At 37.4% G+C, this 13,160-nt stretch carries 18 protein-coding genes; all 18 read left to right on the top strand.

The genetic code is table 11. From position 1 onward, the window contains the following. The first annotated feature begins 3 nt into the window (after nucleotides 1-3). On the top strand, nucleotides 4-741 hold the full coding sequence (cobS, locus tag EO116_RS00270) for an adenosylcobinamide-GDP ribazoletransferase (RefSeq protein ID WP_127160143.1): 738 nt from the start codon (nucleotides 4-6) through the stop codon (nucleotides 739-741). A 19-nt stretch (nucleotides 742-760) separates the two neighbouring features. Continuing rightward, nucleotides 761-1,639 carry a GHMP kinase gene (locus EO116_RS00265; protein ID WP_127160142.1) on the top strand — a complete coding sequence of 293 codons (879 nt, stop codon included), beginning with the start codon at nucleotides 761-763 and terminating at the stop codon, nucleotides 1,637-1,639. An 11-nt stretch (nucleotides 1,640-1,650) separates the two neighbouring features. Beyond that, nucleotides 1,651-2,745 carry a histidinol-phosphate transaminase gene (locus EO116_RS00260; RefSeq protein WP_127160141.1) on the top strand — a complete coding sequence of 365 codons (1,095 nt, stop codon included), beginning with the start codon at nucleotides 1,651-1,653 and terminating at the stop codon, nucleotides 2,743-2,745. Between the two features lie 11 nt (nucleotides 2,746-2,756). Further along, nucleotides 2,757-3,401, top strand: coding sequence for a histidine phosphatase family protein (locus tag EO116_RS00255; protein ID WP_127160140.1), 645 nt, complete (start codon nucleotides 2,757-2,759; stop codon nucleotides 3,399-3,401). Next, complete coding sequence (locus EO116_RS00250; protein WP_127160139.1) at nucleotides 3,391-4,116, top strand: pseudouridine synthase; 726 nt, start codon at nucleotides 3,391-3,393, stop codon at nucleotides 4,114-4,116. The genes EO116_RS00255 and EO116_RS00250 overlap by 11 nt, the downstream gene beginning before the upstream one ends. 74 nt (nucleotides 4,117-4,190) lie before the next feature. Continuing rightward, nucleotides 4,191-5,261 carry a Xaa-Pro peptidase family protein gene (locus tag EO116_RS00245; RefSeq protein WP_127160138.1) on the top strand — a complete coding sequence of 357 codons (1,071 nt, stop codon included), beginning with the start codon at nucleotides 4,191-4,193 and terminating at the stop codon, nucleotides 5,259-5,261. A 14-nt stretch (nucleotides 5,262-5,275) separates the two neighbouring features. Then, nucleotides 5,276-5,833: an elongation factor P gene (gene efp, locus EO116_RS00240; protein WP_126939116.1), complete on the top strand. Its 558-nt coding sequence runs from the start codon at nucleotides 5,276-5,278 to the stop codon at nucleotides 5,831-5,833. A 96-nt stretch (nucleotides 5,834-5,929) separates the two neighbouring features. After that, nucleotides 5,930-6,292 carry an Asp23/Gls24 family envelope stress response protein gene (locus tag EO116_RS00235; protein WP_127069248.1) on the top strand — a complete coding sequence of 121 codons (363 nt, stop codon included), beginning with the start codon at nucleotides 5,930-5,932 and terminating at the stop codon, nucleotides 6,290-6,292. Nucleotides 6,293-6,301: 9 nt separating this feature from the next. Continuing rightward, a complete protein-coding gene (locus tag EO116_RS00230) occupies nucleotides 6,302-6,682 on the top strand; it encodes an Asp23/Gls24 family envelope stress response protein (RefSeq protein WP_127160137.1) in 381 nt (126 codons plus the stop codon). Beyond that, entirely contained in the window at nucleotides 6,669-7,067 is a 399-nt protein-coding gene (gene nusB, locus EO116_RS00225) for a transcription antitermination factor NusB (protein WP_127160136.1), read from the top strand. The genes EO116_RS00230 and nusB overlap by 14 nt, the downstream gene beginning before the upstream one ends. 1 nt (nucleotide 7,068) lies before the next feature. Continuing rightward, nucleotides 7,069-8,061: a metallohydrolase gene (locus EO116_RS00220; protein ID WP_127160135.1), complete on the top strand. Its 993-nt coding sequence runs from the start codon at nucleotides 7,069-7,071 to the stop codon at nucleotides 8,059-8,061. Between the two features lies 1 nt (nucleotide 8,062). Continuing rightward, on the top strand, nucleotides 8,063-9,268 hold the full coding sequence (gene xseA, locus EO116_RS00215; RefSeq protein ID WP_127160134.1) for an exodeoxyribonuclease VII large subunit: 1,206 nt from the start codon (nucleotides 8,063-8,065) through the stop codon (nucleotides 9,266-9,268). Next, nucleotides 9,261-9,470 (top strand): exodeoxyribonuclease VII small subunit, encoded by a 210-nt coding sequence (gene xseB / locus EO116_RS00210; RefSeq protein WP_062402788.1) that lies wholly within the window; start codon nucleotides 9,261-9,263, stop codon nucleotides 9,468-9,470. The genes xseA and xseB overlap by 8 nt, the downstream gene beginning before the upstream one ends. 83 nt (nucleotides 9,471-9,553) lie before the next feature. Then, complete coding sequence (locus EO116_RS00205; RefSeq protein ID WP_127160133.1) at nucleotides 9,554-10,432, top strand: polyprenyl synthetase family protein; 879 nt, start codon at nucleotides 9,554-9,556, stop codon at nucleotides 10,430-10,432. A 9-nt stretch (nucleotides 10,433-10,441) separates the two neighbouring features. Next, on the top strand, nucleotides 10,442-11,245 hold the full coding sequence (locus EO116_RS00200) for a TlyA family RNA methyltransferase (protein WP_127160132.1): 804 nt from the start codon (nucleotides 10,442-10,444) through the stop codon (nucleotides 11,243-11,245). 8 nt (nucleotides 11,246-11,253) lie between these two features. Next, nucleotides 11,254-12,132: an NAD(+)/NADH kinase gene (locus EO116_RS00195; RefSeq protein ID WP_127160131.1), complete on the top strand. Its 879-nt coding sequence runs from the start codon at nucleotides 11,254-11,256 to the stop codon at nucleotides 12,130-12,132. Continuing rightward, entirely contained in the window at nucleotides 12,129-12,704 is a 576-nt protein-coding gene (locus EO116_RS00190; RefSeq protein WP_127160130.1) for a class I SAM-dependent methyltransferase, read from the top strand. The genes EO116_RS00195 and EO116_RS00190 overlap by 4 nt, the downstream gene beginning before the upstream one ends. Further along, nucleotides 12,704-13,159 (top strand): arginine repressor, encoded by a 456-nt coding sequence (argR, locus tag EO116_RS00185; protein WP_127160129.1) that lies wholly within the window; start codon nucleotides 12,704-12,706, stop codon nucleotides 13,157-13,159. The genes EO116_RS00190 and argR overlap by 1 nt, the downstream gene beginning before the upstream one ends. Nucleotide 13,160: the final 1 nt, after the last annotated feature.

The raw sequence follows: 13,160 nt of genomic DNA, 5'->3' as shown, positions 1-13,160 counted from the left end.
AACATGAAAGGATTTTTTGTAGGACTTCAATTTTTAACACGTTTAAAAATTGTAAACCAAACAGAGTGGAAAGTAGAAGACTTTGGCGCATCCGTTACCTATTTTCCTTTAGTAGGACTTGTCATTGGCGCCTTTATGTGGGCTCTTTATAGTTTAGCAAATTCGTACTTTCCAGTATCCTTACTGATGCTTATGTTAGTTATCTTTGAATTTCTATTTACTGGTGGACTTCATGCAGATGGATTTATGGATACCTGTGACGGCCTATTTTCAGGGCGCGATCGAGAACGTAAATTAGAGATTATGAAAGATAGCCGAGTAGGGAGTAATGGGGTAGTAGGTTTTGTATTTTTAACGCTCTTAAAATGGCAATTATTAGTAAATCTACCGTCTGTAGTTGTCCCTATAGTTCTGGTGAGTATGCCTATATTGAGTCGCTATACGATGGTCATTAGTATTCAAAAGTTTCCTTATGCAAGACCGGAAGGAATCGGTAAATTTTTTGCTGCTAATTCCCCTAAGTATGCCACATCGGTTGCAACGGTATTGGCATTATTACCATTGTTCTTCTATGAATGGTTGTATGCGTATCTATTTGTCATTGCTTTAGCTGTGAATCTTATCATTAATTCCTATGTGACAAAACATTTAGGAGGAACTACAGGGGACACGTATGGATTTGTATGTGAATTATCAGAAATTTTTATCATTTTAGGCGCAATTATTGTCAGTGTTATATAAATGAAAGGAGGAAGTAGAGTTGGCATTTTATGTAAGAACGCCAGGCACTTGTGGAGAGTTTATTCAAGGCTCCATAAAAGGACAACGATTTTTAGTAACCTGTCCTATTAATCGCTATTCCTACGCCATTGGTGATGTACAATATCCACTTCCTCTTTCATCGATTTCTTTACAGTCAAAGGCCTATCAAGCTTACATCATGGTATTGGATACATTAGGAATCGATCGATCTACGGCGAAGCCCATATATTTACATTCCGATATTTTACAAGGCAAAGGATTGGCTTCTAGTAGTGCAGATATTAGTGTAGTAGCTATGGCTACAGCTAAAAGTCATGGCTACGATCTTTCTATGGAGCAATTGGCATCAATCTGCTTATCACTCGAACCTACAGATGCTCCCTTTTACCCTGGTATTGTTCAATTTGATTATCTAAATGGTACATGTTGTGAATTATTAGGAACATGTCCACCGATTCGTATTGTCATGTTTGATGAAGGCGGTACGATTGATACGGTACAGTTTAACCATCAGCAAAATTTAGATATTTTAATTGATGAAAAAGAAGAGTTGATGGTAGAAGCTTTAGCAAAATTTAAAGAAGGTATACATAAGCATAATGTTAAACTTATCGGTGAAGCCTCTACCATTAGTTCTTTCGGTAATCAACGTATTTTGCAGAAGCCGAATTTATATGCTTTACATCAAATAGGTGTAGAGTGTAATGCTATCGGAACGATTATTGCCCATAGTGGAACTGTACTGGGTTTGCTATTTCCCCCAGACTCACCAAGTATTGTACACTGCCTGCAGCGAGTAAAGCAGGAATTACCAACTCTTACCTTCATGGATATAGTAGAAACCACGAATGAAGGAATTACTTTCATGGAACGATAAAGGAGGTTATCATGGTGAAAACAACAAATGTACATGGTGGCAATGTGCATAAAGCGAGCCGACTATTACATACTTCCTTAGATCAGATTTTAGATTTTAGTGCCAATATTAACCCATTAGGGATGAGTAGTAAGGGCTTGTATGCCGTGAAGGACGCATTGCAGGATGTTATTCATTATCCAGATCCAGATATGACTCATCTGTATTCCATCACCTCTGAACTGTGGAATATGCCCAAGGAATGCATCGTTTTTGGCAATGGAGCGGCAGAGTTAATTTATGCCATCTGTCGATTGCCGCAAATCGAAGGTGTTTATGTACCAGCTCCAGGATTTTCAGAGTATAGCCATGGTGCTCATTCTTGTGGATTGCCAGTCATAGAATATGAATTACAATTCAATAAGGAATCATTTCGTTTTGCCTATCCTTTAGAAACGATATTACATGATTTAAATCAATCTAAGCATCGCTTAGTATTTATTGGAAATCCTAATAATCCTTGTGGTACCATATGGAAAGATCGAAGTGACGAACTATTTAAAGTGTGCCAAAAAAATGGTCATTATCTAGTCTTTGATGAGTCATTTATTGATTTTTTAGGGGATGCTTATTCTATGCGTAACTATGTAAAGGATTATGACAGTGTGATTGTTGTGCATTCTTTAACTAAGTTTTACGCAGTCCCTGGCTTACGTATTGGGGCGATGCTAGCAAATCCTATGATTTCACAATTTATCAAAGATCATATTCCTGCCTGGTCTGTAAACCATATAGCTCAAATATACAGCGAAGAAGCTCTACAAGATGTAGATTATATAAAAAGGACTCGTACAGCACTAAAAACAGAAAAAGAATGGCTATATAAGGAGCTTATGCAGATGGACTCCTTACAGTGCATTGAACCATCTGTGAATTATATTCTTTGCCACCTACATGAGCAGTATTCATTAGAAGATATGATTCAGAATTTATATCATCAATCTATCTTACTTAGAGACTGCTCTCAGTATACTGGGCTAGGGCCTAATTGGTTTCGGGTAGCTGTCAAAACAAGAAAGCAAAATCAGCAACTAATACAGGCTTTACAAGCATATTTTAGATTATAATAGGAGATATTATGATACAAATTTATTTTGTCCGCCATGGTGAAACAGATTGGAATCATCTTGGAAAGCATCAAGGATTCAGCGACATACCATTAAATGAAAAAGGCATGGCTCAAGCTGTGGATGTGGGGAATGCTTTACAAGATGTTCATTTTGATAGAGCTATTGTTTCAGACCTAGTACGAGCTAGAGTTACGGCTGAAGAAATTTTAAAAGGCCGATATATTCCTACTACTTTCACAGAAGGATTACGAGAAATTAACTTTGGCGACTGGGAAAGCTTAACCTATTCTGAAATTAATGAACGGTGGCCAGGCCAAATCGAAGCTATCTATGAAGATCCTTCACAAAAACCAATTCCTAATGGGGAGACTGTAGAAATGGTGCAAGAGCGTGCCTATGCTAGACTGATAGAAGAATTATCACTTATGGAAGATGGAGAGCGATTATTAGTAGTTTGTCACGGCGGAACTATACGCACATTATTGTGTGCATTAACAGGTATTCCATTAAATTGTTTATGGCGTTTAGCACAAGGTAATACAGCTGTTAGTGTAGTGGATTTCTGGGGTGATAAATCCCCTTATAATCGTATTTGTATCTTAAATGATACATCTCATACTCATGTGAGAGAAGGTGGTTACGGTGAGGATTGATAAATTTTTAGCCCATAAAGCTTTTGGTACAAGAAAAGAAGTACATGATTTAATTAAACAAGGTCTGGTAAAAGTAAATGACACTATTATCAAGAAGAAAGATATACATATCAATCCTGATGTAGATGTTGTTACGGTTCAAGATCAAGTCGTACAAGCACAATTAGAATATTATATTAAATTTCACAAACCAGCTGGATATGTAACAGCAGTTGAAGATTCTGTAGACCATACTATTATGGAATTACTTCCTGAAGAGTTTCAAACTTTAAAAGTATTTCCTGTAGGACGACTCGATAAAGATACAGAAGGGTTGCTATTATTAACCAACGATGGTCCATGGGCTCATAAAATTATTCATGGCAAAAAGAATATTGGTAAAACCTACTATGTAGAGTATAGCGGTATATTGTCCGAGGAAGGTATTCGTCGCATTCAAGAAGGCATGGTTTTAGGGGATGGTACAGAGTGTAAACCAGCAGAATTAACACTACACAATGATGAGGGCGTGATGAATGAATCTGGTGAAACGATTCACTCCTGTGAGTTGACGATTTACGAAGGAAAGTATCATCAAGTGAAGCGTATGATTGGTGCTTGTGGTGGAACGGTAACATACTTACAACGTATTGCTATCGATAACATTACACTTGACTCTATTGAAGAAGTAGGCACATTCATAGATTTAACAGAAGAAGAAAAAGAAATTATCTAATCGAATCTATTCAATTTGTCATAACTATGCATTATATGGTATCATTAGTTGATGCTTTTTAAGGAGGCGAGACGATGAATGGATTAGTCGCTTTGCAAGCATTCCTAACAGAAGAAACATATGGAGGAGCCATCCTCATTAGCCCTATTAACTTACATTATTTTGCAGGATTTACAGGGACCACTGGAGTGGCATTTGTAACGCCTGACAAAGCCTATATGATAACGGATAGTCGTTATACAGAGCAGGCTAAAGAACAATGTGAAGGGTATGAGGTCATCCAATATACGGGCTATGTATATGATACAATTAAGAATATACTAAGTTCATCCAACATTGCATTAACCACATGTTGCTTTGAAGGAAATTATATGAGTGTCGATGTGTTTCAAGAAGTTTGTGATACATTAGATGAAACAGAATTTTTATCCTTTGATTTTGCCAGCCTACGTATAGTAAAACGAGACGACGAGCTACAGTGTTTACGACAAGCCTTTCGCATCGCTGATGAATCATTTGCAGCCATGTTGCCACAATTAAAGGTGGGGATGACTGAAAATGAGGCTCGCATCATTTTAGAAACTGAAATGTTAAAACGTGGTTCTAGAGAGCCATCTTTTACCACTATTGTGGCATCTGGCTATCGTTCTAGCATGCCTCATGGGGTGGCTAGCGATAAAGTGATGGAACGAGGCGATTTTGTTACCTTTGACTTTGGTGCTATGTATAACGGATATCACTCTGATATGACACGTACTATCGTATTAGGTAAAGCTAGTGATGAACAAAAGAAACTCTATTCCATCGTACTAGAAGCACAAACTCGAGGTGTTGCTTTCATTAGAGAGGGCGTTACCGGTGCTGAGGTAGATGCAGTTTGCAGAGACTATATTAAGGAACAAGGTTATGGTTCTAATTTTGGTCATGGTACAGGTCATGGTGTAGGCTTAGACATCCATGAATTACCAGTAGCATCACCTAGATCCAAAGATGTATTAACAGAAAATATGGTCGTCACCGTGGAACCAGGTATTTATTTACCAGGCCATATGGGGCTTCGCATTGAAGATACAGTTATAGTTACTAAGGAGGGCTGTGAAATACTCACACAAACTCCTAAAGATTTAATAGAACTAGATGTGTAATGGAGGGATTTACAATGATTTCCAGTAATGATTTTCGTCCAGGCGTAACTGTCGAATTAGACGGTAATGTATGGCAAGTAGTTGACTTTCAACATGTTAAACCAGGTAAAGGTGCCGCTTTCGTACGTGCTAAATTGAAAAACCTACAAACAGGTGCTGTAGTAGAGCGTACTTTCAATGCTGGTGAAAAAGTGCCAAAAGCTCACGTTGATCGTCGTCGTATGGCTTTCTTATATGAGTCCGATGGAGCATATACATTCATGGACAATGAAACATATGACCAAATTGAGTTAACAATTGACCAATTAGGAGATGCTAAAAACTTCTTATTAGAAAACATGGAAGTATCTATTATGTTCTTCCAAGGCATTGTTATCGGTATTGACTTACCTGTAGCCGTAGAGTTACGTGTAGTTGAAACTGACCCTGGTATCCGTGGCGATACTGCAACTGGTGGTAATAAACCTGCTACATTAGAAACAGGTTATGTTGTAAAAGTACCTTTATTCATCGAAGTAGACGATGTATTACGTGTAGATACACGTACTGGACAATATATTGAACGTGCTTAAACCACAGATTTGATCTTTTAACAACTAATATAGTATTGTAATTAAAAGCATTTGTTGGCCTGTGGTGGGACGACAAATGCTTTTTTTGGTAAACATATGGAAGATAATCGCTTTTTTGAAGGACTGATACAGTTCGATCATTCTGTTTATGAAATGATTGCTACCATGACAGCACTAGAAACGAAAGGTGTTGCGGGTATGAGCACAACATTTGGAGATACAGTAAGTAGCTTATTTGGTAGAAAAAATGCCATGGAAGGTGTAAAAGTACAAGTCATGGAAGATGGCTCATTACAAGTATCTCTACATATTGCCGTGTATTATGGATATCGTGTTCCAGATATTGCATTACGTTTACAAGAACGAGTGAAAAGTGCTCTTGTATCTATGGCAGATGCTACTGTAAACAGTGTTGATATTTATGTGCAAGATATTATTTTTGAAAGTACCATATCATAGGGGATTTGTATGTCAGATCATTTAGAAATTGAAATTACAGATGCCGTTATTTTAGATGTCACTGCAAGAGTATTGTCATCATTCGATGAAATTCACTCTATGAGTAAACGATTTTTTGATGGTGTTGTAGATGGTATCTCACAAAAATTAGGTCAAAAAAGTTGGCCTGGAATGAATGTAAAGCATAAACGAGATACCTTTGGAGATGCTTTCATAGAAATTAATTTATATCTTCGTTTATACTGTGGATCACATCCATTAGAAGTGGCGCGACAAATACAACAACAAGTGCGGCAAGATTTACGAAATATGTTAGACTTATACCGTGTTCGTGTAGATGTACACATCGACGGTTTAGAAAGAAGGGAACCTAGTCATGAATCATCGTAGGTTAGCAAGAGTATTTGCATTTGAAACAATTTATGCAGATACTTTTTCAGGGGAAGTAGTTGAGGAGACAGTTTTAGATACTACTAACATGCAAGGAAAAGCCAATCAATTTGCAGAGCAATTAATTGTAGGTGTACGTAGTGAAATAGAACAATTAGATGCAGCGTTACAAGAATTTTCTCCTAAACGTAAAATGGAGCGGTTTCCTAAAGTAGAACTTACTATTTTGCGTATGGCAGCCTGGGAGTTATTACATCCACAAGCGGATACACCAGCTAAAATTGTCATCAATGAAGCTGTTCTATTAGCAAAAGAGTTTGGAGGAGAGACTTCCTATAAGTACATTAATGCTATTCTTCATAATTTAGCCAAATCGAGACAATAATATGGCCTATTATTTAGGAATAGATACAAGCTGTTATACTACATCTTGTGCTCTTGTTGATGAGGAAGGTAGATTAGTTCAGGAAGTTAGAAAGCTCCTAGAGGTACCGCAAGGGAAACGAGGGTTGCAACAGTCACAAATGGTATTTCAACATACTCGTGCTTTAGGTGAACTGATTCAGTCTTTACATTTGGATCAGCCCATTTCAGCTATCGGTGTCAGCGGTTTTCCAAGACGAGAAGAAGATTCCTATATGCCGGCATTCTTAGTAGGTCTTAATACAGCAAAATCACTGGGACATTGTTTACAAGTTCCTGTCCATGTATTTTCTCATCAAGAGAATCATATATGGGCAGCCTTGCGTGAAATTGGTGAAATTCCCGAAGGGCCCTTTTTAAGTTTGCACCTTTCAGGAGGAACCACGGAATTTATTCTTTGTGAACGCATTCATAAAAGTGGTTTTAAAGTGCAAATAGTGGGAGGCTCTGATGATATAGCTGGAGGCCAGTTAGTGGACCGACTAGGTGTCTTAATGGGATTACAATTTCCAGCAGGTCCAAGTATGGAAACATTGGGACGACGTATTAAATACAACGTAGACTCTGTGCTTCCTATATCCGTAAAAGAATCTACTATTAGCTTTGGTGGTCCATATAGCGCTGGTCAACGTTGGTGGGAATCATTGCAACATAAGCCTATCGATTGGACTGATAGAGAATCATTTAGTACAGAAAAAAATGCACAAATCTTGGCAGCCTCTGTGTTCCATTGTATTGGAAGTTCCCTAGAGAAAGCCTTATCTCATATTTTAACAAAGCATAATATTACAACCTTAATTACTGCCGGTGGTGTCATGGCTAATACCTACTTACAAGATCGCTTAGTTCATTGGGGACACCATCATGATTTAGATGTGTTATGTGTATCCTCTAAATATAGTGCAGATAATGCCTCAGGTAATGCCTATGGAGCAAAGGTTGTTGAAGGAGAATAGAATGGATGCTTACTCCGTTGGAGAATTAAATAAAATTATTAAGCAAACCGTAGAGGGAGAATTTCTCTTAAAAAACTGTATTGTTGAAGGTGTTATCTCTAATGTAAAACGTCACAGTACAGGACATTATTATTTTTCTCTCATTGATGATACAGGCTCCATTGATATGGCTATGTGGCGTTCTAAAGTGCAACAACATGGCTTGGAAGGTGCCCTTGAAAACGGTTTGTTAGTACAAGTACGAGGAAACATTAGTTTTTACGAAAAGACTGGTCGTTTAAGTTTTATTTGTGAAGACATTCGTATTGGTGCCAAAAGTGACTATCAAATTGCCTATGAAAAATTAAAACAAGAACTATATGCGTTAGGGTATTTTGACGAACGGCACAAACAACCTTTGCCACCTGTACCGAGTTGTATCGGCGTTGTTACTTCTGCATCGGGAGCAGTTATACATGATATTTTACATGTAGCATCTCATCGCAATCCATTAGTGACATTTAAAGTATTTAATGTACCTGTACAAGGACCTACTGCAGGCCCTGTTATTGCTCGTGGTGTAGCTATGGCAGATGCGGATCCAGATGTAGATCTAATTATTGTTGGTCGTGGTGGTGGCTCTATGGAAGACTTATGGTGCTTTAATGACAGATCCTTAATAGAATCTATATTCCACTGTACAACACCGATTGTGTCTGCAGTAGGTCATGAAGTAGATTATACATTATGCGATTTTGTTGCAGATGTAAGAGGGGCTACTCCTAGTCATGCCGCTGAGCTAGCTATCTATCCACTGGTGGACCTACAAGAAGAAGTACAGCAAAAATTAGATTTTATTCACAACACAGTACAGTATCGTATTCAAAAAGAAAAACAACAGTTATTTTCTATTACCAACCGTAAGATTACTGTACCTGCTATGAACTTGGTGCATCAACAGAAAAATATATTACAACGCTTCGAACACCTACTACATAGTGCAATACAAAAGAAAACACAAGATGAATCACGTAAGTTAGCTATATTAGCAACTCAATTAGATAATAAAAATCCATTGTCTAAGGTCATCAAGGGCTTTGCTAAAGTAGATGTTAATGGTGCTCCATTACAAACGATTCAAGATGTACAACTAGGCGATACATTGGATATACATATTCAAGATGGTTCTGTGAAAGCAACTGTACAGGAGGTAACACAACGTGGCTAAATCTATTAAAAATTACGAAAAGAAATATACAGCCCTAGAAGAAGTAGTAAAAAAACTAGATGACGAAAGCTTATCTATGCATGAATTGTTAAAAACTTACAAGGAAGGATTAACTCTAGTTAAAGAATGTTCTGATTTATTGCAGCTTGTAGAAGAAGAAGTTGAACAAATAATTGAAACTGTACAAGTAGATACGAATTAGAAGACAAAGTACGTTTTTTTAGGTATAATAGAGTTAGAATATTTATACAAAAAATTATTATCTTTCAAAGAATTGAGGATATTATGTTAAAAGAGTACTTGCAACAAAGCAAAGCAGACATTGAAAGTTATTTATCCTCTGTATTAGAATCACCTAATACGGAATATGCTCGTGTATACGATAGCATGAATTATAGCTTATTGATGGGTGGTAAAAGAATTCGTCCAATTATTACAAAAGCTGTCATTGAATCTTTAGGTGGATCTTGGGAAGCTTATAAAGATGTAGTATGTGCTATTGAATTGATTCATACCTATTCTTTAATTCATGATGATCTACCAGCTATGGATAATGATGATTATCGTCGTGGAAAACTAACTAATCATCGTGTCTATGGTGATGGTATGGCAATTTTAGCTGGAGATGGACTACTTACATATGCCTTTGAATTAGTGAGCAAACACACTGAGTTATCCGCAGAACAAGTGGTGCAGATCATTCATGTCTTAGCCAAAGGTGCTGGCCCTAGCGGAATGGTAGGTGGTCAAGCTTTTGATCTACAATCAGAAGGAAAATTTCTACCATTAGATGAATTAATAGTTCTTCACAAAGGTAAAACAGGAGCATTATTTAGTGCCGCTGTTGAAATTGGTCTGATTATTGTGGAGGCCACTACATCCGTAAGAGAGGCCTACCTACAATATGCAGATCATTTAGGTTTATTATTCCAAATTACCGATGACATCTTAGATGTAGTAGGTACACAAGAAGAATTAGGGAAAACACCTGGCAGTGATGAACGTCAACATAAAGCAACCTATGTATCTATTTTAGGCTTAGATACTGCTAAAGAACGCGCCCAAGAGGTGGCTCATCTAGCATTAACAGCATTGCACGATTCCAATCAAACATCACCTGTACTTGAAGGGCTAGTCCAATATTTAATGGACCGCACACAGTAGGAGACACGTATGAGTCAAAAAGAACGTCTTGATATACTACTTGTGCAACGTGGTGTATTTGAAAGTAGAGAAAAAGCTAAGGCTGCTATTATGGCGGGGCTTATCTTTTCCGGTACACAGCGATTGGATAAAGCTGGTACTAAGGTTTCAGTAGATACACATTTGGAGGTAAAAGGTAATACCTTACCCTATGTAAGCCGTGGTGGCTTAAAGTTGGAAAAAGCCATCGAGTTATATCCCATAGATCTAACGAATGCCGTTATGGTAGATATTGGTGCTTCCACTGGAGGTTTTACAGACTGTGCCTTACAACATGGGGCTACCAAAGTGTTCGCCATTGATGTAGGATATAATCAATTAGCCTGGAAATTACGGCAAGATCCTAGAGTCATTAACATGGAAAAACAAAATATTCGCACAGTTACGCCTGTACAATTAGGGGAACTTAGCGATTTTATTTCTATTGATGTGGCGTTTATCTCTCTAGATAAGGTGCTACCAGTAGCGACGACCCTATTAAAAGATACTGGCTCATTAGTAGCTTTAATTAAGCCTCAGTTTGAGGCTGGTAAAGAACTAGTCGGTAAAGGTGGAATCGTACGTGAAAAATCCACACATAGATTGGTGTTAGATCGTATCTTACACATTGCTAAAGATTGTGGGTTATATTTACATGGACTAACCTATTCTCCCATTAAAGGAATGGAAGGAAATATTGAATTTTTAGGATATTTTACAAAACAAGTAGAGGGTTCCTTAGATATTACTGAAGGGCTTATTACAGCCACGGTAGAGGAGGCTCATCAATTATAGGAGGATCTATGAGAATCGGTTTCTTTCCTAATATGAAAAAAGAGAATATTCGAGATATTTTATCACAAGCAATTACCTATTGCCATAGATATGGCATAGAAGTTTATATGCCTAAAGAATTAGAACATCATGATGTATGTGCATTGGGGATAGAAAAATCTCACTTATTACCACGACCAGAAGTATTTGAACATTTAGATATGGCATTTAGTTTTGGTGGCGATGGTACAATTATTCAATTGGCACGTCAAATCTATCCTTATAATGTACCAATTTGTGGTATTAATTTAGGGGAATTAGGTTTCTTAAATCAAATAGAGCTTGATAATTTAGAGATGGCTATTGAAAGAATTAGTAAAGGCGATTATTATGTGGAAGATCGCATTCATTTAGTGGGAACTTTACACACTCCAGAGGGAGATCGCGTGCTACGTCCTGCTATTAATGATATTGTGGTATCCCGCTCAGAACCAGGTAAAATGGCTCGCATCAATTTATCGATTAATGGTGGACATACACAAATGTATCCTGCTGATGGTTTAATTGTAGCCTGTTCCACTGGATCTACAGGGTATAACTTATCTGCAGGGGGTCCTATTATGGCGCCAGATAATCGCTCGCTTATCGTAACACCCATAGCCCCTCATTTATTACAAGGCGTATCTTTGGTGCTAAAAGAAAGTGCAAAGATTGATATTACTATGCCAGAGCGCCAGAAAAACTTGCATATTTCTGTAGATGGCACTTTTGATTATGAGTTTAGTAATACTGATTCTCTACATATTGAAGCACATCCACAATATTGTAAATATGTGCGATTTAAAGATCAAAAATTCTTCGCTACCTTGTTTAAAAAGTTGACCGCACGATCTAAGGAGGTTCTATGATTCCTCTACACCATAGTGTAGAATTTCAGCATCACTTATGGTTAGACGCCCTGGTTACAGCTAGAACTATTGTAGATATTACTTGTGGCAATGGACATGACACGGTATATCTATTGTCACATTGTCATAAAAATTCTCATGTATATGCCATTGATATACAAGAAGTAGCGCTAACAAGGACGAAAGAAAAACTTTTGAAAGAAATTCCGCAGGCTATGAAGCAAGTTGATTTGATATTGGGATCACATGATAGTGTGCTGGAAACACTTCCTGTATCTACTATCGATTTAATGGTAGCTAATTTAGGGTATTTACCGAATGCAGACCATCAAATTATGACCCAATCTACATCAACAATTAAAGCTTTATCAAAGGGATTAGAAAAACTTTCAGTAAATGGTTTATGTACCATTGTAGCGTATCCTGGAACAGAAGCTGGTCGTAAAGAAGCAGAAGACCTAGAAGAATATATAGCGTCTATGAATCAAAAAGAGTTTCACTGTAGTACGTGGCGACCGTTAAATCAAGCGAATCAACCACCTATTTTATATATCATTCGTCGGAGGAAATAATGAAACGTTTTCGTTATAATAAGATAAAAGAAATTATTCAAACTAAGGCTATTGAAACACAAGAAGAGTTAGCGCAAGCTTTGGTAGAAGAAGGGATTACTGTTACACAAGCAACAGTATCACGTGATATTAAGGAATTGATGCTAATTAAAGTTCCTACAGGAGATGGACGCTATCGATATGCCTTATCTCCTGAAGAAAATATTATGTTATCTAGAACTCGCATCAATCGCTTGTTCCAAGATTCCATTTTGCGTATCGAGCACGTCTTAAATCAAGTAGTATTACATACTTTGCCAGGATCCGCACAATCTGTGGCATTTGCCATTGACCATGCAAAATGGCCCGAAGTAATAGGAACAATTGCAGGAGATGATACGATTCTATTAATTTGCAATTCTGTAGAAAGTGTAGAATTGGTATTAGAACGTATGCAAGACTTAATGAGGGATTAAT

The sequence above is a fragment of the Veillonella sp. VA137 genome (assembly GCF_003992015.1).
Lineage (GTDB): Bacteria > Bacillota > Negativicutes > Veillonellales > Veillonellaceae > F0422.
This window is presented reverse-complemented; position numbering and strand designations above follow the sequence as displayed.